This window comes from Rhodococcus sp. SORGH_AS_0301 (assembly GCF_030818285.1).
Classification (GTDB): domain Bacteria; phylum Actinomycetota; class Actinomycetes; order Mycobacteriales; family Mycobacteriaceae; genus Rhodococcoides.
Map to the genome: position 1 here is coordinate 294,708 of NZ_JAUTAC010000002.1, position 26,733 is coordinate 321,440.

The 26,733-nt window shown below is 70.2% G+C and carries 1 protein-coding gene; it reads left to right on the forward strand.

Translation table 11 applies throughout. From position 1 onward, the window contains the following. Positions 1–181: 181 nt before the first annotated feature. Entirely contained in the window at positions 182–26,689 is a 26,508-nt protein-coding gene (locus QE397_RS02155; protein WP_307091379.1) for a non-ribosomal peptide synthase/polyketide synthase, read from the forward strand. The last annotated feature ends 44 nt before the right edge of the window (positions 26,690–26,733 follow it).

Consider the following 26,733-nt stretch of genomic DNA (forward strand, 5'->3'; position numbering starts at 1 on the left):
CCGTTCACACCACCCGGGTGAGCGGCGTGCGCGCCGCCCTGCTCGATAGGGTGGATCAGATGGGGCGACGCCCCATGAAGCACGCGTGCGCGCATCCGCGGGGAGTGTCGCGAGTACGCAGCGGGATCGTCGGTGGGCAACCACGGGCGAGGCTCGGTATCGATTCACGAGGAGCACGACGATGACGGATGGCACTCCCGACGAGACCTCGAACGAGGACCGGTCGCGGGCGGAACGTCCGGGACGCGCGGGGGCACCCCGCCGCGAGCGTCCGACCAGGGAACGCCCGCGTCGCCGGCAGCGTCCTCGCGCGGCCACCCTGCCGCAGATCCTCGCGGCCGCCGTGGAGGCGAACGCCGACGGTGTGGCTCTCGTGTTCCGCGACGAGTCCGGCGCGACCACCGAGTGGACCTACCGCGAGCTCGACGCGGCGTCGTCGAAGCTGGCGCGCGAGCTGATCGCGCGCGGCATCGGCGCCGAGGACGTGGTGGCGCTGGCCGTCACGCGGTCCGCCGAGTCGATCCTGTCGATCTGGGCGGTCGCCAAGACCGGTGCGGCATACGTGCCGGTCGATCCGAAGTACCCCGCGGACCGCATCGAGTACATGCTCACCGATTCGGGGGCCACCCTCGGGATCACCACCACGGAGCACCGCGAGACCCTGCCGGAGGGAGTGGGCCCCAGCTGGCTCGTCCTGGGCGACGCCGACCTGGACGCCGCCGTCGACGCACGGTCCGCCGAGCCGGTCACCTACGCCGATCGCGTGCGGGTGCTCGGCCCCGCGAACACGGCCTACATGATCTACACGTCCGGATCGACGGGTCGACCCAAGGGCGTCGAGGTGACGCACGCCGGCCTCTCGAGCCTGGTCGCCGAGCAGCGTGAGCGCTTCGGTATCGACGCGTCCGCCCGCACCCTCGCCGTCGCGTCCCCGAGCTTCGACGCCTCGGTCTTCGAACTGCTCATGGCCGTGGGGTCCGGAGCGACGATGGTCGTCTCGCCGCCCGACGTCTTCGGTGGCGACGATCTGACGGCTCTGCTGCGCGAGCAGCGGGTGACCCATGCCGTCATCACCCCGTCCGTGCTGGCCTCGGTCACGCCGTCGGAGTTGCCCGACCTGCGGGTCGTGGTCACCGCCGGTGAGGCGTGCCCGCCGGAACTGGTGTCCCGCTTCGTGACCGACACCCGCCGCATGTTCAACGGCTTCGGTCCGACCGAGGCCACCATCATGACCAACTGCGCGGAGCTGTTCCCGGACGCGCCCGTCTCCATCGGCGGCGCGATCCGCGACTTCCGCACGCCCGTGCTCGACGGCCGCCTGCGCGACGTCCCGGCCGGTGTCGCCGGTGAGCTGTACGCGGCCGGCCCCGGTCTGGCCCGCGGGTATCACGGTCGGCCGTCGCTCACCGCGGAGCGTTTCGTCGCGGACCCCTTCGGTGAACCCGGCTCGCGCGTGTACCGCACCGGTGACCTCGCCCGCGTGCGCAGCGGCGGCGCGGTCGACTACCTGGGCCGCTCCGACTTCCAGGTGAAGGTCCGCGGGTTCCGCATCGAACTCGGCGAGATCGACGCCGCCCTGACGGCGCACCCGGACGTCCGCTTCGCCGCGGCGGCCGGTCATCAGCTGCCCGACGGCTCGACGGTGCTCGTGGCCTACGTGCAGCCCGAGCCGGGCCACGAGATCGACGTCGACGACGTCACGGCCTTCGTCGGCCGGAGCCTCACCGCGTACATGGTGCCGTCCGAGATCATCGTCATCGACGCCGTGCCCCTCACACCCGTCGGCAAGCTCGATCGCGCGGCGCTGCCGCAGCCGACCATCGGCACGTCGACGAAGGAGTACCGGGCCCCGGAGACCCGGACCGAGATCACGGTGTCCGAGGTGCTGGCGGACCTGTTGTCGGCCGAGCGCGTGGGTCTGGACGACACCTTCTTCGAACTCGGTGGCAACTCGCTGCTCGCGACCCAGGTGGTCGCCCGGATCAACCAGGCGGCGCAGTCCCGCATCGCGGTGCGGGACGTGTTCGAGGCGACCTCCGTCGCGGATCTCGCTGCGCGCGTGGATCTCTCGCTCGGTGCCCCGGAGCGGCCGCCGCTCGTGCGTCGTGATCGCTCGGGTGACCTGCCGCTGTCCTACGCCCAGCAGCGGATGTGGCTCACCAACCAGTACGACGTGACGTCGCCCGCGTACAACCAGCCTGTCGTGCTGCGGATGACGGGTGCGCTGGATCTCGAGGCGCTCGGCCACGCGTTCGAGGATCTCATCACGCGGCACGAGACGCTGCGCACCGTCTACCCGCAGACCGACAGTGGTCCGGTGCAGCGCATCGAGCCCGCGTCGTCGGTGTCGGTGGTGCTCGATCCGGAGCGGATCGACGAGAGCTCGGTGTACGAGCGACTGACCCCGGTGGTGCTCGACGGCTTCGACGTGTCGTCCTCGGTGCCCTTCCGTGCCAAGCTGTTCCAGATCGCGGACCAGGACTACGTCCTCGCCGTGGTCATGCACCACATCGCCAGTGACGGTGGATCGCTCGCCCCGCTGGTGCGCGACCTCACCACGGCCTACGTGGCGCGCAGCGCCGGTGCGGCTCCCGAGCTGCCCGAGCTCGAGGTGCAGTACGCGGACTACGCGATGTGGCACCGTGAGCTCCTCGGCGACGAGAGCGACCCGGAGTCGTTGAGCGCCAAGCAGATCGACTTCTGGACGCGCGCCCTCGCCGGCACTCCCGAGGTCATCGAACTCCCCACCGACCGGCCGCGACCGGCGCAGCCGTCGTCCCGCGGTGCGACGGTGCCGTTCCGACTCGAGTCGGACGTCGCCGAGGGTCTGAACGACCTCGCGCGACGCACCAACTCGACGCTGTTCATGGTGGTGCACGCCGCCCTGGCCGTGCTGCTCTCGCGCATGGCCGCGACCGACGACGTGTCCGTCGGCACGCAGATCGCGGGCCGCGGCGAGCAGGCGCTCGATCCGCTCGTCGGCATGTTCGGCAACACGCTGGTCCTGCGATCGCATCTGGAGCCGGGGGAGTCGTTCGAGGACTTCCTGCTCCGCACCCGCACCGCGGACCTCGATGCACTGGGCAACTCGGACCTGCCGCTGGACCGGCTGGTCGAGATCCTGCGACCCCAGCGCTCGCTCGCCTACGCGCCGCTGTTCCAGGTACTGCTCATGCTGCAGAACTTCGAACGCACCGAGATCGAGCTGCCCGACGTCACCATCGGTCTCCTCGACTCGGACGTGCCGGTCGCGAAGCTCGACCTGACGCTGACGCTCATGGAGCAGGTGAACCCCGACGGGTCGCCCGGTCCCATCGACGGATCGCTGCTGTACGCCACGGATCTGTTCGACGAACCCACCGCACGCACCATCGCGGAACGCTACGTCGGCATCCTCGCCGCCGTCGTGGCCGATTCCTCCACCGCCGTCGGCGATCTCCCGCTGACCACCTCCGGCGAGCAGACGCAGCTCGCAGCGCTGCGCGGCATCGACGCTCCGCTGCCCGCCGAGACCCTCGTCGACGCGTTCCGCCGCGGCGCCGCACAGGATCCGAGTCGGACCGCGCTCGTGTACGAGGGGACCTCTCTCACGTATGCCGAGTTCTCCACGCGGGTGAACCTGTTGGCACGGCACCTCGTCGCACTGGGGGTCGGTCCCGACGCCCGCGTGGCCGTCGGCATGCGCCGCTCGCTCGAGATGATGATCGGGATCTACGCGGTGCTCGAGGCCGGTGGCGCCTACGTGCCGGTGGATCCGGACCACCCGCACGAGCGCACCGAGTACGTCCTGTCCAGCGCCGCGCCCGTCGTCGTGCTGACCACCACGCGCGATCACCGGGACCTGCCCGAGCACCACAACGTGATCGACGTCGACACAGTTGATCTCGCCGACGTGTCCGCGGAGCCGCTGACGGACGCGGAGCGGACGGGCACGCTCGTGCCGTCCAACATCGCCTACATCATCTACACATCGGGCTCGACCGGCCGCCCCAAGGGCGTGGCGGTCTCGCACCGCTCCGTCCTGAACCAGATGCTCTGGATGCACGAGACGTACGACCTCACGGTCGGCGACACGATGCTGCAGAAGACGCCGGTGACGTTCGACGCGTCGGTGTGGGAACTCTTCCTGCCCTTCCAGCTCGGAGCCACCCTCGTCGTCGCGCGTCCGGACGGCCACCTCGACGTGCAGTACCTGCTCGACCAGGCGCGCTCGCACGGCATCGCGATCCTCGAGTTCGTACCGTCCATGCTCGAGCTCTTCATGTCCGATGCCGGTCTGGCCCTGCCGGGATCGCTGCGCTACCTGTCGGTGGGCGGCGAGGCGTTGTCCGCCGATCTGGTGCGTCGGTTCGCGGCCTCGTCGGCCGCCGAGCTCGACAACACGTACGGCCCCACCGAGGCGACGGTCACGTCCACGCTGCACCGGACCACCGACGCGGACGTCCGTACCGTGCCCATCGGTCGCCCGATCCGTAACACCGGTGCGCGCGTGCTGGACTCGCGTCTGCACGACGTTCCGGTCGGTGTCCCGGGAGAGCTCTATCTCACGGGCGCGCAGCTGGCTCGTGGGTACTTCGGTCGGCCCGACCTCACCGCCGATCGCTTCGTCGCCGATCCCCGCACGACCGGTGAGCGGATGTACCGGACCGGCGACCTCGTCTCGGTCACCGCGTCGGGTGAGCTGGAGTTCCTCGGCCGCACCGACTTTCAGGTCAAGCTCCGTGGTCTGCGCATCGAGCTCGGCGAGATCGAGTCCGCTCTCACCGCGCACCCGGACGTGGCCCGCGCCGTGGCCATCGTGCACTCCGACGAGCGCACCGGCGAAGCTCTGGTGGCGTACATCGTGCCGGAGGCCGGGCGCGCACCGGAACTGGCGAGTGTCCTCGACCTGGTCGCCGAGCGCGTCCCCGCGTACATGGTGCCGTCACACCTGACGGTGCTCGACGAGATCCCGCTCAGCCCCAGCGGCAAGCTCGACCGCCGCGCTCTGCCCGAGCCCGTGGACGTGTCCGGACCGCGGGAGTACCGGGCTCCGGAGACGGTGTCCGAGAAGGTCGTCGCGGACGTCTTCTCCGCACTGCTCGATGCCCCGCGCGTCGGCATCGACGACTCGTTCTTCGAGCTCGGCGGCAACTCGCTGGTCGGCATGCGCGCCGTCGCGCGGGTCAACGAGGCGCTGTCCAGCTCCATCGGCGTCCGCGATCTGTTCGAGAAGCCCACGGTGGCCGCGCTCGCCGCCCGGATCGACGCCGCGGCACACACCGGCCGTACCCGGCCCGTGCTGGCGCCGAGGGAGCGCCCGGAGCGAATTCCGCTGTCGCTCGCGCAGTCCCGCATGTGGTTCGTCAACCAGTTCGACACCGAGTCGGCGGCCTACAACATCCCGCTCGTCATCACGCTGCGCGGTGCGCTCGACGTGGGCGTACTGCGCGCGGCCGTCGGCGACGTGCTCGAGCGCCACGAGTCTCTGCGTACCCTCTACCCGCAGGTGGACGGCACGCCGTACCAGGTGATCCTGCCCGCCGACCGGGTCGCCGGACAATTCGCCGTGACCGAGGTCGCCGCGGACGACGTGCAGGCGCGCGTCCTCGACATGGTGACCTCCGGTTTCGACGTCACCGCGGAGGTGCCGCTGCGCGGCGCACTGCTGCGGACGTCGGACACCGAGGCCGTGCTGGCGTTCGTCGTGCACCACGTCAGTGCCGACGGATTCTCGATGGGCCCGCTCGCCCGCGACGTCATGACCGCCTACGCGGCACGTCAGGCCGGCACGCCGGCGTGGTCCGAGAACGGCCCGCTGCGTCCGCTGACCGTGCAGTACGCCGACTTCTCCCTGTGGCAGCGCGAGATGCTGGGCTCCGAGTCCGACCCGGAATCGCTGGCGTCGCAGCAGGAGTCGTACTGGGTGACGCAGCTCGACGACCTGCCGGAGGTGCTCACGCTCCCGTCGGACCGCCCGCGTCCCGCGGTGTCCACCGGGGCCGGGTCCGCGGTCCAGCACACGATCGATGCCGAGATCCACACTCGCGCGGCAGACTTCGCACGCGCCCACGACGCGAGCCTCTTCATGGTCGTGCACAGTGCGCTCGCCGTCGTACTCGCCCGACTGTCGAACACCACCGACATCGCCGTCGGTGCCCCCATCGCCGGTCGCGGCGAGGAAGCGCTCGACGACCTCGTCGGCATGTTCGTCAACACGCTCGTGCTGCGCACGCAGGTCTCGCCGCACGCCACGTTCACCGAGCTGCTGGCCGAGACGAAGACCGTGGACCTCGGCGCCTTCGGCAACGCGGACATCCCGTTCGAGCGGCTCGTCGAGGTCCTCGCTCCGGAGCGCTCGACATCGCACAACCCGCTCTTCCAGGTGGCGCTGGCGTTCCAGAACCTCGAGCGCACGACGTTCGAACTCGGCGGCCTCGAGGTCGCCCGGTACGACGCCGGCATTCACTCCGCGAAGTTCGACCTGTCCATCGAGATCACCGAGACGGTGGAGGACGGCGGGCAGGCCGGAGGCCGGTCGGGTGACGTACAGGCCGCGGGCATGACGATGGAGGTGACGTTCTCGACCGACCTGTTCGATGCGGAGACCGTCACGCTGTTCTGCGAGCGCTTCGAGCGCGTGCTGGCCGCGGCGATCGAGACGCCCGATCGCGCCGTCGGCGACATCCCACTGCTCGACTCCGAGGAGGCGGCGTCGTTGGCACCCGTCACCGGGGACGACGCGGTGGCGGAGCGGACGCTCGGCGACCTCCTCGTCGATGCCGTCGAGAGCAACCCCGACGGCCCGGCACTGGTCTTCGACTCCGCGGTCCTGTTCGACGTGACGTCGATGTCCTACCGCGAACTCGGCGAGTTCTCGGCTCGACTCGCCCGCGTGCTCATCGACCGGGGCATCGGAGCCGGATCCGCCGTGGCGCTGTCCGTCCCGCGCTCCGCGGAGTCGGTCGCGTTGATGTGGGCGGTGACCCGTACGGGTGCGGCCTTCGTCCCGATCGACCCCAACTACCCGGCCGATCGCATCGAGCACATGGTGACCGACTCGGGCGTCCGTGTCGGCCTGACGCTCGGCGTGCACCGGGCGTCCCTGCCCGACGAGATCGACTGGCTTGTCGTCGATTCCGACGAGATCCAGGCACAGGTCTCGGCCGCGTCGGCGGATCCGATCACCGACGCCGACCGCCGGACGGCCGTCACGCCGGCCGACCGCGCGTACATCATCTACACCTCCGGTTCCACCGGTCTGCCCAAGGGCGTCTCGGTGTCCCATCGTGGTCTGAATCAGCTCGGGGTCTCCCAGCGCGAGCAGTACCGCGTCGAGAGCGACTCGCGCGTCATGCACTTCGCGTCGCCGAGCTTCGATGCCTCACTGCTCGAGCTGCTCCTCGCGGTGCCCGCTGCCGCCGCGCTGGTCATCGTTCCCACCACCGTGTACGGCGGTGAGGAGCTGGCGCAGTTCCTGCGCCGTCACGCGGTGACGCACGCGTTCATCACCCCGGCCGCGCTGGCCTCGGTCGACCACTCGGGTCTCGGTGCGCTGCAGACCATCTCGGTCGGCGGCGAGGCGTACTCGCAGGACCTGGTCACCAGGTTCGCGCCGGGTCGCCGCATGCTCAACGTGTACGGACCGACCGAGACCACGATCGTCTCGCACATCGGCAAGCCCATGGTGCCGGGTGGTCCCATGCCCTTCGGTGGCCCGATCCGCGGCGGTCGCGCCATGGTGCTCGACAGTCGACTGGGTCCCGTTCCCGTCGGTGTGCCGGGTGAGCTCTACACCGCGGGACCCGGTGTGGCGCAGCACTACCACGAGCGCCGGGCACTGTCGTCCGAGCGCTTCGTCGCCGATCCGTACGGCGAGCCCGGTGCTCGCATGTACCGCACGGGCGACGTCGTGCGCTGGTGGCGCCGCCCCGAGACGGGCGACCTCGAACTCGAGTACGTGGGTCGTGGCGACTCGCAGATCAAGATCCGCGGGTTCCGCATCGAGCCCGGCGAGATCGACGCCGTCGTGTCCTCGCACCCCGAGGTGCAGTTCGCGCTGACCACGCCGTTCACCACGGCAGCGGGGGCGAAGGTGCTGGTCACGTACGTCACGCTGACCGCGGGATCGTTGCTGCGCGAGTCGGACGTCACCGAGTGGGCAGCGGAATCACTTCCCGCGCACATGGTCCCGTCCGCCGTGGTCGTCATGGGCGAGGTGCCGCTGGGTGCCACGGGCAAGGTCGACCGACGGGCTCTGCCGATGCCCGAGTTCGGTACCGACACCGACACCTACCGCGAGCCGGCCACCGAGACCGAGCGCGCGCTGGCAGCGGTCTTCGCCGACGTGCTCGGCGTCGATCGGGTCGGCGCGGACGACGACTTCTTCGCCCTGGGCGGCGACTCCATCGTCTCCATCCAGTTGGTGTCGCGTGCTCGCGCCGCCGGACTGTCCCTCAGCCCGCGTGACGTCTTCGAGCGGCGCACGGTGGCTGCCCTGGCGGCCGTCGTGTCGTCGGGGGAGAACGCCGTCCGCATGCTGCCCGAGCTCGAGGGTGGCGGCGTCGGATCGCGTCCGCTGACCCCGGTGGAGCACTTCATGACCCGCCGCGGCGGCGCCTACGAGCGCTTCTCGCAGAGCGTCGTACTGGACCTGCCGACAGGTATCGACGAGGCCGGTATCACCGCGACACTGCAGGCCGTGCTGGACCGTCACGACATGTTCCGCGCGCGCCTCACCGGGTCACTCGACGACGGCTTCGAGATCGTCACCGCGGCACCGGGTTCGGTGGACGCCGCGTCGCTGCTCACCCGAGTCGACGTCGATGCCGACGTCACGGGCGACGACCTCGAGAAGGTGGCTCGCACGGCACTCGACTCGGCGCTGGATCGCCTGTCGACGGCCGAGGGTCGTCTCGTGCAGTTCGTCTGGCTGGACCGGGGGCCGTCGACCGGCGGCCACCTCGTCGTCGCCGGCCATCACCTGGCCGTCGACGGTGTCTCGTGGCGCATCATCGTGCCGGACCTGGTCACCGCGTGGTTCGGCGTGTCCTCCGGGACCGAGCCGACTCTGCAACCGGTGGGCACGTCGATGCGTACCTGGGCGCACGCGCTCGTGGACCAGGCGCCGTCGCGTCGTTCGGAACTGCCGTTCTGGAGTTCCGTCGTGCGGTCCGAGGACGTGCTGCTCGGCGACCGCGATCTCGACCCTGCCGTCGACGTGCAGGCCACGCTCGACAAGGTGCGCGTCACCGTCCCGGCGGACGTCACGACCGCCGTCGTCACCGCTCTGCCGCAGGTGTTCCGGGGCGGCGTGAACGACGGACTGTTGTCCGCACTGGCTCTGGCCGTGGCGAAGTGGCGCCGTGAGCGCGGCACCGAGACGTCGTCGCTGCTGCTGCGCCTCGAGGGCCATGGCCGCGAGGAGGACGTGCTCGGTGACGCCGGACTCGCGGATCTGTCGCGGACCGTCGGCTGGTTCACGTCGATCTTCCCCGTGCTGCTCGACCTCACCGACGTCGACCTCGACGACGCGTTCGCCGGTGGCGCCGCGGCCGGCCGAGCTGTCAAGGCCGTCAAGGAACAGCTGCTCGCGGTGCCCGATCGCGGTATGGGCTACGGCATGCTGCGCTACCTCGACGAGACGGGACGCTCGGTTCTCGCGCGATCCGTCGGCCAGATCAGCTTCAACTACCTGGGCCGCCTGTCCGCGGGCGAGCTGCCCGAGGGTGCGGAGGGTCTGGGCTTCCTCCCGTCGTCCGACATCACCACCCTCGCGGACGTGCCTCTCGATGCCGACATGCCGGCGATCGCCGTGCTCGACATCAACGCAGTCCTCGCGGACGAGCAGCTCGGTGCCACGTTCGCCTTCCCCCGCGGCATCCTGTCGTCGGAGGACGTGTCCGCGCTCGGCACCTACTGGGTCGAGGCGCTCACGGCGCTCGCTCAGCACGTCGGGAGCGGCGATGCCGGCGGCCTCACGCCGTCGGACGTACCGCTGGTGCCGGTGTCGCAGAAGGACATCGAGGTCTTCGAGAACGAGATGTCCGATGCCGGGTCCCATCTCGAGGACGTCTGGTCCCTTGCTCCGCTGCAGGCGGGTCTGCTGTTCCACTCGTCGATGCAGCCGGCCGGCGCTCCCGACGTCTACGTCATGCAGGTCGTGATGGACCTGACCGGCGACGTCGACCGGGACCGGTTCGTCGCCGCGGCCGGTGCGCTGCTCGCGCGCTACGACGGGCTGCGGACCTCGTTCCGCACCACCGCGGACGGTCGTGCGGTGCAACTGGTTCCGAGTTCCGCCGAGGTCCCGTGGGTCGACGTCGACTTGCGCGGCCACGACGACATCGAGGGCGACCTGCGCGTCGAGCTCGAGACCGAGCGGGACCGCCGGTTCGCGATGGACAGCGCGCCGCTGGTGCGCTTCCGGATGATCCGCACCGCCGACGACGCGGTCACGCTGTCGTTCATGGCGCACCACATCGTCATCGACGGATGGTCGATGCCGCTGGTGCTCAAGGATCTCCTCACGCTGTACGCGCTGCGCGGAGATGCGTCGCTGCTTCCCGAGGTCCGGTCCTACCGTTCCTTCCTGGAGTGGCTGTCGGTCCGCGACCGCGCCGTCTCGGTCAAGGCGTGGACCACGGCTTTCGCCGGGGCGGAAGAGCCGACACTGTTGTCGGGCATCACCGATACGTCCGGGGTCTCGACCGACACGGGTCGGGTCGAGGTCGTCATGGACGAGAAGGTCACGTCCGAGCTGACCGATCTGGGGTCGCGTCTCGGTGTCACGCTCAGCACGATCGTGCAGGCGGCGTGGGGCCTCGTGCTCGCGCGCCAGCTGGGCCGCGACGACGTCGCGTTCGGTGGGACGGTCTCCGGTCGCCCCGCCGACCTCGAGGGCGTCGAGACCATGGTCGGCCTGTTCATCAACACGCTGCCCGTCCGCGTGCGCATCGACGAGTCCGACAGCATCGAGTCCTTCCTGCTCCGGTTGCAGGAGGAGCAGACGGCGTTGCTCGACCACCACTACCTGGGGCTGGCGGACATCACCACCGCTGTCGGCCCGGGCGCGGTATTCGACTCGATCACCGTTCTCGAGTCCTACCCGGTGGACGAGGAGGGCCTGAAGGCCGCCGCGTCCATCGACGGCATGGCCGTCACCGGCGCTCAGGTGCTCGACGCGACGCACTACCCGATCAACGTGGTCACGTTCGCGGACACGCAGATCCGCATGACGCTGCGCTACCTGCGCGACCTGTTCTCCGACGAGTACGTGTCCGCACTGGGCAGTCGCCTGCAGGCCGTGTTCGCGGCGTTCGCCACGTCACCGGGTGCACCCGTCGGCCGCATCGAGACGCTGCTCGCCGACGAGCGCGCCGACCTGCTGTCGCGCCGCGGATCCGCCGACGTCGACGAGCGCACGCTCGTCCGGATCCTCGAGGACGCCGCGGATCACGCTCCCAGCAGACTCGCCGTCCGCCAGGGATCGGTGCAGTGGACGTACGAGGAGCTCGATTCTCGTGCCACGCGCCTCGCGCGCGTCCTCGTCGACGCGGGTGTCGGACCGGACGTCGTGGTGGCCGTGGCGGTTCCGCGGTCGCCCGAGTTCGTGCTCTGCGTCTGGGCGGTCGCCAAGGCGGGCGGTTACGTGGTGCCCGTCGACCCGGCACACCCTGCCGAGCGCATCGACTACATGGTGCACGACTCGACGGCGGCGCTCGGCATCACGACGGTCGCCGACCGCCCCGCCGACGTCGACGGGCTGCGGTGGCTCGTCCTCGACGACGAGCAGTTCGCGGCCGACGTCGACTCCCGCTCGCCCGAGCGCCTCACCGACGGTGAGCGTCTCGGCGCCGTGCGCATGAGCAACGCGGCGTACATGATCTACACATCCGGATCGACCGGTCGCCCCAAGGGTGTCGTCGTCCCGCACACCGGTCTCGCCAATCTGGTGGCTGCACAGACGGACTCGCTGGGTATCGACCACGCGTCGATCGTCCTGGCCGTGGCGTCGACGAGCTTCGACGCGTCGATCTTCGAGATCCTGCTGGCCGCCGGCAATGCCGTGCCGCTGGCACCGGCGCCCGCCGGTTTCTACGGCGGACCCGATCTGGCGCGCTTCGTCACCGACGAGGGTGTCACCCACATGGTGATCACGCCGTCCGCGCTGGCGACCGTCGAACCGGACGCGGTGCCGTCCGTGCGCGCCGTCATGCCCGTCGGCGAAGCTCTTCCGCCGGATCTGATGGCGGCGTGGGCGACGTCCGGCCGCACCGTCGTCAACGGGTACGGACCCGCCGAGACGACGATCATGATCAACGCGTCGGTGCCCCTCTCCGCAGGCGATCCGATCACGGTGGGCGGTCCCAGCAAGGGCACTCGCGAGTACGTGCTGGACGGCCGACTGCGGCCCGTGCCCGTCGGCGTTCCCGGTGAGCTCTACGCCGGAGGACCGGGTGTCGCGCGCGGCTACTTCGGCCGCCCGACGCTCACCTCCGAGCGCTTCGTCGCCGATCCGTACGGTCCCGCGGGGAGCCGTCTGTACCGCACCGGCGACGTGGTCCGCTGGACCGAGGCCGGCACCGTCGAGTACATCGGCCGCAGCGACTTCCAGGTCAAGATCCGGGGCCAGCGCATCGAGCTCGGCGAGATCGACGCCGCTCTCGCGGCGCACCCGGACGTGGACTTCGCCGTGACGGTCGGCCACCGATCCGTCGGTGGCGTCACCGACCTCGTGTCCTACGTCCTGCCGGCGGCGTCCCTGCTCGAGGCGGGCGCGACCCTGGACATCGCGGCCGTGCACGCCTCCGTCAAGGAGAGCCTGCCTGCGCACATGGTGCCCGCGGTGATCATGCCGCTCACCTCCGTGCCGTTGAACCCGGTCGGCAAGCTCGACCGTGCCGCGCTGCCGGAGCCCACCCTGGTGCGGCAGCAGGCCGAGTACCGCGCCCCGGAGACGCCCGAGGACCAGGCCGTCGCCGAGGTGTTCGCCGATCTTCTCGGCGTGGAGCGGGTCGGTGTCGACGACAGCTTCTTCGATCTCGGCGGCAACTCGCTCGTGGCCACCCAGGCCGTCGCGCGTATCAACGCGGCACTGGACACCCACATCGGCGTGCGCGACATCTTCGACGCGTCGACCGTGGGCGAACTCGCGGCGCGCGCACTCTCGGGTGGAGTCGGTCGTCGCCCCGCGCTCGTCGCGGGCGAGCGGCCCGATCCGGTGCCGCTGTCGCTCGCACAGCGCCGCATGTGGTTCCTCAACCAGTTCGACACCAGCTCGCCCGCGTACAACATCCCGCTGGCGGTGCGCCTCACCGGCACGCTCGACGTCGCCGCGCTGGAGGAGGCCGTCCGCGACGTCCTCGCCCGGCACGAGACGCTGCGCACGGTGTACCCCGGGTCGGAAGAGGGTCCCTACCAGGTCATCCTGGGTGTGGACGACGTTCCCCTCGACCTGGCGCCGCGACCGGTCGAGATCGCCGGTGTGCCCGGCGCGTTGTTCGAGTTCATCGCGTCCGGGTTCGACGTCACGGCCGCCGTGCCCGTGCGCGGTCTGCTGCTCGAGGTCGTCGACCCGGCCGGCGACGCGGCGGAGTACGTGCTGTCCATCGTCGTGCACCACATCTCCGCTGACGGATTCTCGCTCGGCCCGCTGGCACGCGACGTCATGGTCGCCTACTCGGCGCGCGTCGCCGGAGCGATCCCGGAGTGGGCACCCCTGCCCGTGCAGTACGCCGACTACGCGCTGTGGCAGCGCGAGGTGCTGGGATCGGAGAGCGACCCGGAGTCGTTGACCGCCCAGCAGATCGCGTACTGGAAGCAGCACCTCGCCGGTCTGGACGATCCGATCGAGCTGCCGACCGACAGGCCGCGCCCGGCGGTTCAGTCCATGCTCGGCCACTCGGTGCAGTTCGCGCTGACCCCCGAGCAGACGGCCGGACTGCGCGCCGTCGCCGCGTCGCGTCAGGGCACGCTGTTCATGGCCGTGCACGCGGCGTGGTCCGTGCTGCTCGGTGCCCTGTCGGGCTCGCGCGACATCGCCGTCGGAACCCCGATCGCCGGACGTGGCGAGCGCGAACTCGACGACATGGTCGGCATGTTCGTCAACACGCTGGCACTGCGTCTCGACGTCGATCCGGATGCGTCGTTCGCCGATCTGGTCGCGGCCGCCCGCTCGGCCGACCTGGCCGCGTTCGGTCACGCCGACGTGCCGTTCGAGCAGCTCGTCGAGGCCGTCGACCCGCGTCGGTCGACCGCGTACCACCCGATCTTCCAGGTGGGCTTCTCGTTCCAGAACCTCGCGCCGGTGACGTTCGAGCTCCCCGACCTCACCGTCGGGGACGTCGGGCTCGAGGCAGCGGTCTCGCAGTTCGATCTGCACCTCATCGTCAGTGAGGGAGCCGAGGACGGCTCGCTGCAGTCGGTGCTCACCTTCGCCGAGGCGCTGTTCGACCGTGCCACGGCCGAGTCGTTCACCGAGCGCTTCTCCCGCGTGGTCGACGCGCTGATCGCCCGTCCGGACGCACCGGTGCACACCGCGGACGTCCTGAGCGCGGACGAGCGTCGGTCGATCCTGGTGGACACCAACGACACTCGTGTCGCGGGTGCGCCCACCTCCGTCGCGAGAATGTTCGCCGATCGGGTCGCCGAGCGTCCCGACGTCGCGGCCTTGACCGAGGGTGACGTCTCACTCACGTACGGCGAGTTCGGCTCTCGCGTCGCACGGCTGGCGCGCAGGTTGCTCGCCGACGGCGTGCGTACCGGTGATCTCGTCGCCGTGGCGATGCCGCGGTCGACCGAGTCGATGGTCGCGATGTACGCGGTGGTCCAGGCCGGTGCGGCCTACCTGCCGATCGACCTCGACCACCCGGCCGAGCGCACGGAGTACGTGCTGGGTGATGCCCGGCCGTCGCTGATCCTGCTGGGCGGGCGAGCTCTGTCGGCGCCCTCGGACGTCCCGACGATCGACGTGCTCACGGCGGAGCTCTCGGACTTCTCCGACGCTCCCGTCACCGACGACGAGCGCAGCCGCCCGCTGTCGGCCGAGGACCCCGTGTACGTCATCTACACCTCGGGGTCGACCGGACGTCCCAAGGGCGTCGCGCTGCCGCATCGCGCAGTGGCGAACCAGCTCTGGTGGATCCAGAACGAGTTCGAACTCACGGCGGACGACGCGATGGTGCAGAAGACACCGTCCACGTTCGACCTGTCGGTGTGGGAGCTGTGGTGGCCGCTGACCGCGGGCGCCCGGTTGGTGATCGGTTCGCCCGAGGCGAACCGGGACCCCGCCGAACTCGCGCGACTGATGCGCGAGCAGAACGTCACCGTCGCCGACTTCGTGCCGTCGCTCCTCGGTGCGTTCGCCTCGGTGGCGTCGGCCGTGGACGTCGCGTCACTGCGAGCGGTCCTGTGCATCGGCGAGGCGCTGCCGCGCGATGTGGTCACCGCGTTCGGCCGACTGTCCGACGCTCCGGTGGTGAACCTCTACGGACCGACGGAGGCTGCGGTCTCGGTCACCGTGCACCACATCGCGTCCGACGAGACGGGTCCGGTGTCCATCGGTGGACCCGAGGCGAACGTGCAGGTCTACGTTCTCGATTCGCGACTGCGGCCGGTACCCGTCGGTGTCGCGGGTGAGCTCTACCTCGCGGGCGATCAGCTGGCGCTCGGCTACTTCGGCAACACCACCCTGACGGCGGAGCGCTTCGTCGCCGATCCGTTCGGGTCCGGCAGGCTCTACCGCACCGGTGACGCGGTCCGCTGGGTCACCCGCGGAGACGCGCGGGTGCTCGAGTTCGTCGCCCGCACCGACGACCAGGTCAAGGTGCGCGGTTTCCGTATCGAACTCGGCGAGGTCGAGGCCGCGCTGACCACCGCCGACGGTGTCGCCGCATCGGCCGCCACCGTCGCCCGTACCGCCGGCGGCGAGCTGCTGGTGGGCTACGTGGTGCCCGAGAAGGACGTCACCCTCGACGTCGACGCGGTGCGATCCGCTGCGGCCGAAGCGGTTCCGGGCTACATGGTTCCCGCGCGCATCGTGGTGATCGAGGAGTTGCCGCTGAGCGTCAACGGCAAGCTCGACCGTCGCCGATTGCCCTCGATCGATCTGGACGTGGCGCGGGAGTACCGCGCGCCGTCCACCCCGGTCGAGGAGATCGTCGCCGCCGCGTACGCCGCGGTGCTCGGTGTCGAGCGAGTCGGCATGGACGACAACTTCTTCGAGCTCGGTGGCAACTCGCTGTCGGCGACGCAGGTGGTGGCGCGGGTCAACGCCCGGCTGAACACCCGCATCGGCATCCGTGAGATGTTCGAGTCGGCCGACGTCGCGACGTTCGCGGCGCGCGCCGAGTCGGCGTCGACGTCGGACACCCGTGCACCGCTGGTGCCCGTCGAACGTCCTGCTCACGTGCCACTCTCGCTCGCGCAGTCGCGCATGTGGTTCCTCAACCAGTTCGACACGTCGTCGCCCGCCTACAACGTGCCGCTGGCCATCCGCCTCGAGGGTCGCCTCGATCTCGACGCACTGACGCTCGCCGTCCGGGACGTCCTCGACCGCCACGAGTCGCTGCGCACGGTCTACCCGCAGACTCCGGACGGCCCGACCCAGGTGGTTCTCCCCACTCGCGACGTGCCGCTCGACCTCGCGGTCGAGGACGTCACCGAGGAGAACATCGCCGCACGGCTGTTCACTTTCGTCTCCGGCGGCTTCGACGTCACCGCGGAGGTGCCCGTCCGCGGACTCCTGCTGCAGGTGACGGACGCGGCGGGAGACGCCCCCGCGCACGTGCTCGGCATCGTGATCCACCACGTGTCGTCGGACGGCTTCTCGCAGGGCCCGTTGGCCCGTGACGTCATGGTGGCCTACACCGCCCGCGTCCGCGGCGAGGCTCCCGGCTGGACGCCGCTCCCGGTGCAGTACGCCGACTTCGCGCTGTGGCAGCGGACCGTCCTGGGATCGCTGGACGACGACACCTCCGTCGTCTCGCGGCAGGTCGCGTACTGGCGGACCCGTCTCGCCGGCCTCGGCGACGCGCTGCCGCTGCCCACCGACCGCCCCCGCCCCGCGGTGCAGTCGTTGCAGGGCAAGTCGATCCGCTTCGAGATCTCCGCGGACACCACCGCCGCGCTCACCCGCATCGCGCAGGAGCGCCGCGCGACGCTGTTCATGGCGATGCACGCCGCCTGGTCCGTCACCCTGTCCGCACTCAGCGGCAGTCGCGACATCGCCGTCGGCACCCCGATCGCCGGTCGCGGCGAGCCGGAGCTCGACGACATGGTCGGCATGTTCGTGAACACGCTGGCACTCCGCGTCGACGTGGACCCGGACCTCACGTTCGGCGCCCTCGTGGACGCGGTTCGCGAGTCCGATCTCGCGGCCTTCGGCAACGCCGACGTGCCCTTCGAGCAGCTGGTCGAGGCACTGAACCCCGTGCGCTCCACGGCGTACCACCCGTTGTTCCAGGTGGGCTTCTCGTTCCAGAACCTCTCGCCCGTCCGGTTCGAACTCCCCGACCTCACGGTCTCCGACGCGGGCTTCGACTTCGACGTGTCGCAGTTCGACCTGCACCTCATCGTCAGCGAGGACGCCGCCGCAGGACAGATCGCGATGCTCACCTTCGCCACGTCGCTCTTCGACGAGTCCACGGCACAGGTCTTCGTCGACCGCTTCCTGCGCGTGCTCGACGCCGTCACCGCGCGGCCCGAGGACCGCATCGCCGCCGTGGACGTCCTGTCGCCCGAGGAGCGCCGCGACATCCTCGTCACGCGCAACGACACCGCGGTGGCCGGCGTGCCCGAGCTCCTCACGGACATGTTCGCCGCGCGCGTCGCGGCGGCGCCCGACACCACGGCACTGACATATCTCGACGACTCGATCACCTACGGTGAGTTCTCCGAGAGGGTGTCCCGTCTCGCCCGGTTCCTCATCGGTGAGGGCGTGCGGACCGGTGACCTCGTCGCCGTCGCGATCCCGCGCTCGATCGACGCGATGGTCGCGATGTACGGCGTCGTCGCGGCGGGTGCCGGCTATCTGCCGATCGACCTCGACCACCCTGCCGAACGCACCGAATACGTCCTCGACAGCGCGTCCCCGTCGGTCGTCGTCATCGCGGGCACCCCGCTGTCCGTCGAGACCACGATCCCGACGGTGGATCTGGCGACCGTCGACGTGTCGCTCTTCGACGGCTCGCCCATCACCGACATCGATCGCAGTCGGCCCCTGTTGCCGCAGGACCGCGCCTACGTCATCTACACGTCGGGATCGACGGGTCGTCCCAAGGGCGTGGCCCTTCCGCATCGCGCCGTCGCCAATCAGATGACGTGGATCCAGAACGAGTACCGGCTCACGGCGACCGACGCGATGGTGCAGAAGACGCCCGCGACGTTCGACCTGTCCGTGTGGGAACTGTGGTGGCCGCTGACCGCCGGCGCGCGTCTCGTGCTGGCGTCGCCCGAGGGGAACCGCGACCCGTCGTACCTCGCTCGTCTGATGCGCGAGGAACGCGTCACCGTCGCCGACTTCGTGCCGTCGTTGCTCGGTGCGTTCTGCGCCGTCGCGTCGCGGGAGGACCTCGTGTCCCTGCGCGCCGTCCTGTGCATCGGCGAGGCGCTCCCGCGTGACGTCGTCCGGGCGTTCGAGGCACTGTCCGACGCGCCGCTCGACAACCTCTACGGACCGACCGAGGCCGCCGTCTCCGTGACCGCCCACCGCACGGTGCGCGGCGCGACCGGAGCCGTGCCCATCGGTACCCCCGAGGCAAACGTGCGCGTCTACGTTCTCGACGACCGGCTGCGTCCGGTCCCGGCCGGCGTCGGGGGAGAGCTCTATCTCGGCGGCGTCCAGCTCGCACTCGGCTACGTCGGTCGCCCGGATCTGACGAGCGACCGCTTCGTGGCGGATCCGTTCGGCGAGAACGGGTCTCGGCTCTACCGCACCGGTGACGCCGTGCGATGGAACGCCGACGGCGCACTGGTGTTCCTCGATCGCACGGACACCCAGGTCAAGATCCGCGGGTTCCGCATCGAGCTCGGCGAGATCGAGAGCGTGCTCGTGTCCCACGAGTCGGTGGCCGCGGCCGCCGCCGCCGTGTCCTCGGGACGCGGTGGAGACACCCTCGTCGGCTACGTCGTCGCCCGTCCGGACACGACCGTGGACGTCGACGCCGTACGGGCCGCGGCGGCGGAACAGCTGCCGTCCTACATGGTTCCGCAGCGCGTCGTCGTGATCGACGAACTGCCGTTGAGCGTCAACGGCAAGCTCGACCGACGTCGTCTGCCGCAGGTCGGCGTGGACACCGCCTCGACCTACCGCGCGCCGTCGACGCCGGTGGAGGAAGTGGTGGCGGGAGCCATCGCCTCGGTGCTCGGCGTGCCGCGCGTCGGCGTGGACGACAACTTCTTCGAGCTCGGCGGCAACTCGCTGTCGGCGACGCAGGTGATCGCCCGCGTCAACGCCGCACTGAACGCCCGCGTCGGGATCCGGGAGATCTTCGAGGCGCCCACCGCGGCCGGTCTCGCCCTGCGCGCCGAGCGTGCGGTGGAGTACGGCACCCGCGTACCGCTCGCTCCCCGCGAGCGCCCGGACGAGATCCCGCTGTCGCTCGCTCAGCAGCGCATGTGGTTCCTCAACCGGTTCGACGCGTCGTCTGCGGCCTACAACATCCCGCTCGCCATCAAGCTCACCGGCGATCTCGACGTCGCGGCACTCGAGCAGGCGGTCGTGGACGTCGTCGGGCGGCACGAGGTGTTGCGCACGGTCTACCCCGAGGGCGAGAAGGGCCCGCACCAGGTGGTGCTGCCGATCGACCGCACGGGGCTGTCGCTCACGGTCGACGACGTCGACGAGGCGGACGTCCGCGCACGCCTCTACGGCTTCGTGACTCGCGGGTTCGACGTCACCACCGAGGTGCCCGTGCGAGCGGCGATCTACCGGACCGGACCGTCGGAGCAGATCCTGGCGTTCGTCATCCACCACGTGTCGTCGGACGGGTTCTCGCTCGGGCCCCTCGCCCGCGACGTCATGGTGGCGTACTCGTCCCGCATCGCCGGCAACGCTCCGGTGTGGGCGCCGCTGCCGGTGCAGTACGCGGACTACACCCTGTGGCAGCTCGAGGTGCTGGGAGACGAGTCGGATCCCGAGTCCGTGCTCGCCCGGCAGGTCGAGTTCTGGCGTACCGCACTGGCGGGCATCGAGGGACCGATCGAGCTGCCGTTCGATCGCCCGCGCCCGGAGATCCAGGCCATGGACGGCGAGTCGGTGCGCTTCACCATCTCCGCCGACCGTGCGTCCGCTCTGAACCGTGTCGCCGCGGCGTCGCGTTCGACGCTGTTCATGGCGATGCACGCCGCGTTCGCGGTGACCTTGTCGAAGCTGTCGGGATCGCGCGACATCGTGGTCGGCACCCCCATCGCCGGCCGCGGCGAGCAGGAGCTCGACCAGATGATCGGCCAGTTCGCGAACACGCTGGGCCTGCGGCTCGACGTCGACCCCGACAGCACGTTCGCCGATCTCGTCGAGCAGGCGCGCGGCCGCGATCTCGCGGCATTCGGCAACGCCGACGTCCCGTTCGAGCGTCTCGTCGAGGCGATCAACCCCGAGCGGTCGACGGCGTACCACCCGCTGTTCCAGGTCGGCTTCTCGTTCCAGAATCTCGAGCAGATCTCGCTGACCCTGCCCGGTCTCGAGATCTCCGACCTCGGCGTCGAGACCGGCGCGGCGCAGTTCGATCTGCAGTTGCTCGTGGGTGCGGAGGAAGGTGGCGACGGTGTCACCAGTGCGCTCGACTGCGCGTTGACGTTCTCGACGGCGCTGTTCGATCGCAGTACCGCAGACCAGCTCGTGGAGCGGCTGCTGCGCGTTCTCGACACGGTGACGGACGATCCGACGGTGCCGGTGCGCGCCGTCGACGTCTTGTCCGACGCCGAACAGCGCACGCTGATCGACTCGGTCAACGCCACCGACCGCGACGGTGCGCCGTCGCTGCTCTCCGCGATGTTCACGTCGCAGGTCGCGGCCACCCCGGACGCGGTCGCCGTCACGTTCGAGGGTGAGTCCCTGACGTACGCCGAACTCGGCGCCCGTGTCGCTCGCTCCGCTCGCCACCTGATGGCGTCGGGAGTGGGCACCGGCGATCTCGTCGCCGTCGCGGTTCCGCGGTCGCTCGACTCGATCGTCGCGCTGTACGCCGTCGTGCAGACCGGCGCCGCGTACCTGCCGATCGATCCGGATCACCCGGCGGACCGCACCGAGTACGTGCTCGCGGACGCCGGGCCGTCACTCGTGATCACCGGACCCGACGGGCTCGCCGTGTCGAGCGACCTCGTGCAGATCGATCTGTCCTCGGTCGACCTCTCGACGTACCCGTCCGATCCGGTCACCGATGCCGAACGCAGCCGCACACTCCTCCCAGGTGACATCGCGTACGTCATCTACACCTCCGGGTCGACCGGCAGGCCGAAGGGCGTGGCCCTGCCGCACCGTGCCGTCGCGAACCAGATCTGGTGGATGCAGTCGGAGTTCGCCCTCACGGTCGACGACGCGATGGTGCAGAAGACGCCCTCGACCTTCGATCTCTCGGTCTGGGAACTCTGGTGGCCCCTCACCACGGGCGCCCGGCTCGTCGTGGCGAACGCTGAGGGCAACCGCGATCCGGTGTATCTCGCGCGCCTCATGCGCGACGAGCGCGTCACGGTGGCCGACTTCGTGCCGTCACTGCTCGGTGCGTTCACGGCCGTCGCGACCCGCGACGACGTCGCCGCGCTGCGTGCCGTCGTCTGCATCGGCGAGGCGCTGCCGCGCGACGTGGTCACCGCGTTCGCACGCCTGTCCGACGCGCCCGTGATCAACCTGTACGGGCCGACCGAGGCCGCGGTCTCGGCGACCGCCCACCGCATCACGGCGGCCGAGTCGGGTGTCGTGCCCATCGGCGCACCCGAGGCGAACGTGCGTGTGTACGTGCTCGACGACCGGTTGCGACCGGTGCCGCAGGGCGTCATGGGAGAGCTCTACCTGTCCGGCGTGCAGCTCGCCCGCGGCTACCACCGTCGGCCGGGTCTGACGTCGGAGCGCTTCGTCGCCCACCCGTTCGGCGAGGGCCGCCTGTACCGGACCGGCGACGCCGTGCGCTGGAGCGCCGGCGCCGACGGGCCCGAACTGGAGTTCGTGGCGCGGACCGACGACCAGGTGAAGGTGCGTGGTTTCCGCATCGAGCTCGGCGAGGTCGAGTCCGCCCTCACGTCGGCCGACGGTGTGTCCGCAGCCGCGGCCGCGGTCAAGCGCATTGCCGGCGGCGACGTCCTCATCGGCTACGCCGTGCCCGAGGCCGGCAGCACGGTCGACGTCGACGCCGTCCGGGAGACCATGCGAGGACTGGTCCCCGCGTACATGGTTCCGGCGCGGATCGTCGTCATCGACGAGCTTCCGCTCAGCGTCAACGGCAAGCTCGATCGCCGACTGCTCCCCGCGGTCGACGCGTCGGTCACCCGTGAGTACCGCGCACCCTCCACTCCCGTCGAGGAAGCGGTCGCGGACGCGTTCGCCTCCGTCCTCGGGGTTCAGCGTGTCGGCGTCGACGACAACTTCTTCGAACTCGGCGGCAACTCGCTGTCGGCCACGCGGGTCATCGCGCGGATCAACGCGCGCCTCGGAACCTCCGTCGGCATTCGCGAGATGTTCGAGACCGCGGATGTCGCCGGGTTCGCCGCGAGGGTGGAATCGGCGACGTCCGACACCCGCGCGCCGCTGGTCGCCAGGGAACGGCCGGACCGCATCCCGCTGTCGCTCGCGCAGCAGCGCATGTGGTTCCTGAACCAGTTCGACACCGTCTCGCCGGCCTACAACGTGCCGCTGGCCGTGCGACTCACCGGGCCGCTCGACGTCGACGCGCTCGTGCGTGCGGTGCAGGACGTCGTCGCCCGGCACGAGAGCCTGCGCACGTACTACCCGCAGGACGAACTCGGACCGTTCCAGAAGATCGTTCCGGCGGCCGAGCTCACCCTCGACTTCGAACGGGACTCCGTGGCCGAGGACCGCGTGCGCGGGCGACTGGTGTCGTTCGTCGCCCGCGGGTTCGACGTCACCGCGGGGGTGCCGGTGCGCGGTCTCCTGCTCGAGACCGGCGCGGACAGCCACGTGCTGATGATCGTCATGCACCACATCTCGGCGGACGGTTTCTCCGTCGCTCCGCTCGCACGTGACGTGATGATCGCGTACGGATCCCGGTCCGAGGGCAACGCACCCGTGTGGAGTCCGCTCGAGGTGCAGTACGCGGACTACACGTTGTGGCAGCGCGACGTTCTCGGGGCCGTGGACAATCCGGATTCCGTTCTCGCCGAACAGCTCTCGTACTGGAAGGAGTCGATGGCCGGGCTGGACGGGCCCATCGAACTGCCCTTCGACCGACCTCGTCCCGAGGTCCAGTCCATGAGCGGACACGAGATCGGGTTCTTCGTCCCGGCGCGCGTCATGGACGCGTTGCAGGAGGTGTGCCGAGGATCGCGGGCGACGCTGTTCATGGGTGTGCACGCGGCCTTCTCGGTGTTGCTCTCCAAGCTCGGCAACACCCGCGACGTCGTCGTCGGCACCCCGATCGCCGGTCGCGGCGACGAGGCGCTCGATCACCTCGTCGGCATGTTCGTGAACACGCTCGCGCTGCGACTGGACGTCGATCCCGACCTGTCGTTCGTCGATCTGGTGCGCAGTGCGTCGGCGGTCGATCTCGGCGCCTTCGCCAACGCGGACGTGCCGTTCGAGAACGTGGTCGAGGCGGTGGACCCGGAACGGTCGACCGCCTTCAACCCGCTCTTCCAGGTGGGCTTCTCGTTCCAGAACCTCGCACCGGTACAGGCCACGCTCTCCGGCCTGGAGGTCGCGGCGCTCGAACCGGGCTCCGAGATCTCGCAGTACGACCTGCATCTGGTCGTCGCCGAGGGACACGAGAACTCCGAGTACGGACGCGGTCTGGAGATGGCGTTCACCTACGCGACGTCGCTCTTCGACGAGGCGACCGTGCAGAGCTTCGCCGATCGTCTGCTGCGCGTGCTCGAGTCGGTCGCCTTCGCGCCCGACACTCGGGTCCGCGACATCGAGATCATGAGCGACGACGAGCGGTCCGTCGTGGTGGTCGAGCGCAACCGCACCGAGATGGCGGGAGTGCCGCCGACGGTCACCGAGATGCTCGATCGTCAGTTCTCGGCGTCACCGGACGACACCGCGATCGTGGCGGGCGACGTCTCGCTCACGTACCGCGAGTTCGACGAGCGGGTACAGGCGCTCGCCCGCTATCTGATCGCCCACTCCGTCGGACCGGGAGACCTCGTGGCGGTCGCGATTCCGCGATCGTTCGACATGATGATCGCCCTGCACGCGATCGTGCGGTCCGGGGCGGCGTACCTGCCGATCGACCTCGAGCATCCGCCGGAGCGCACCAGGTACGTGTTGGCGAACGCGCGTCCGCGCGGCGTCCTGACGGTCTCCCCGGTGGTCCTGGATCTGGACGAGACGGGATGCTCACGCGTCGACGTGGACACGTTGGATCTGGACGAGTTCGCCCTCGGACCGATCCGCGAGGAGGAGCGCACCAGGCCCATCACGGGCGACGACCTGATGTACGTCATCTACACGTCGGGATCGACGGGCAAGCCGAAGGGCGTCGCGGTGGGTCATTCCGCCGTCGCGAACCAGCTGGCCTGGATGACGCGGGAGTACTCGCTGTCCACGGCGGACGCGGTGATCCAGAAGACGCCGGTCACGTTCGACGTGTCCGTGTGGGAGCTGTGGTGGCCGCTGACCGCGGGCGCCACGGTGGTGCTGGCCAAGCCGGGCGGGCAGAGCGATTCGCTCTACATCGCGGATCTGATCCGCACGCGGAACGTCACCGTCGCGGTGTTCGTGCCGTCCCCGTTCGTCGCCTTCCTCACGGTGGCCGAGGCCGCCGACGTGGCGTCGGTGCGTGCCGTGCTCTGCGCCGGCGAGGCGCTGCCGAGAGACAGTGTCGACGCGTTCGGCCGGATCAGCGACGCGCAGGTGGACAACCTCTACGGCCCGACCGAGGCCGCCGTCACCGTCACCCGTTTCTCGGGCGCGTACACCGGTACCTCGTCGTCGATCCCCATCGGGCGTCCGGCCGCGAACACCAGCGTCTACGTGCTCGACGGTGCCCTGCGTCCGGTCCCGGACGGTGTCGTGGGCGAGCTGTACCTGGCCGGCGACCAGCTGGCATGGGGATACTTCGGCCGGACCGAACTCACCGCGGACCGATTCGTTGCCAACCCCTTCGAGCCCGGCCGGATGTACCGCACGGGTGACGCCGTCCGGTGGACCACAGCCGGCGACATCGAGTACATCGGCCGTACCGACGATCAGGTGAAGGTCCGCGGCTTCCGCATCGAGCTCGGCGAGGTCGAGAAGGTTCTCGCCTCGTTCGACGGCGTGACCGTGGCCGCGGCCGCGGTCAAGCGCTTCGGCGGCAACCCCGCCCTGATCGGCTACGTCGTCCCACAGGAGGGCTCGACGGTCGATCTCGCCGCGCTCGAGGAGTTCGCGGGAACCAGACTGCCGTCGTACATGGTGCCGAGCCGGATCGTCGTCATCGACGCCATCCCACTCGGAGCCAGCGGCAAGATGGATCGCAAGTCGCTGCCCAGCCCCGAGATGGCGGCCCAGCGGGAGTACCGGGCGCCCTCCACCCCGATCGAGGCCGCGTTCGCCGAGGCCTTCGCGTCGGTACTGGGCGTCGACCGGGTCGGCGTGGACGACAACTTCTTCGAGCTCGGCGGCAACTCGCTGAGTGCGACCAAGTTGGTCTCCGCCATCAGGTCGTCGGACGGCATCGTGGCGACAGTGCCGCTGCAGTGGATCTTCACCTCGCCCACGCCCGCGACACTCGCGACGAGAGTGGAAGCCGGGTCCGTGGCCGATCACGAGGACTCCCTCGGAATACTGCTCCCGATCCGGACCACGGGCGATCAGGCACCACTGTTCTGCTTCCATCCGATCGTCGGGTTGGCGTGGAGCTTCACGGGTCTCGCGTCGCGACTGAGCCCGGAGATCCCGATCTACGGCATCCAGACGCCGGCCCTGTCCGGGGACGACACGCTGGAGGAGTCACTGGTGGCGGTGGCTGAGCGCTACCTCGCCGAGATCAGGACGGTTCGTCCCGAGGGGCCGTACCGACTGCTGGGGTGGTCCTTCGGTGGCAAGGTGGCGCAGGCAGTCGCGGTGCTCATGCGCGAGGCCGGGGAGACCGTGGAGATGGTGGCCGTTCTCGACACGTACGGCACGCCGCCGACCACGTCGTCGCTGGACGCCGAGGCGGGTCTGTCGTTGACGGACATTCTGGGTGCGGTCGGTGTGAGCACGGAGGGTGTACCGGACGTCCCGTTGGAGAACACCGCTGAGGCCGCTCGCCTGATCGCGTCCGCTCCAGCGGTCGCGGACGTCCTCGACGAGCGCACGGTCGAGCTGATGTTGCGAGGCGCGGCACACAACGGTGTGCTGATGGAACGGCACCAGCCTGCCCACTTCGACGGGACGATCCTGTTGTTCGCGGCCGGAATCGACGACCCGAGTGGGCGTGTCTACGCCGATTCCTGGTTGCCCTACGCCGACGTGGTCGACGCGTACTCGGTGCCCGTGACGCACTGGTCGATGACCACCGACGCCGCGTGGGACGTCATCGTCCCGGTGATCCGCCGGGCCATCGGGGGCTGACGACGCCGGACCGGCGGGCGGGACGACGCGACCAGCGCCGTCCC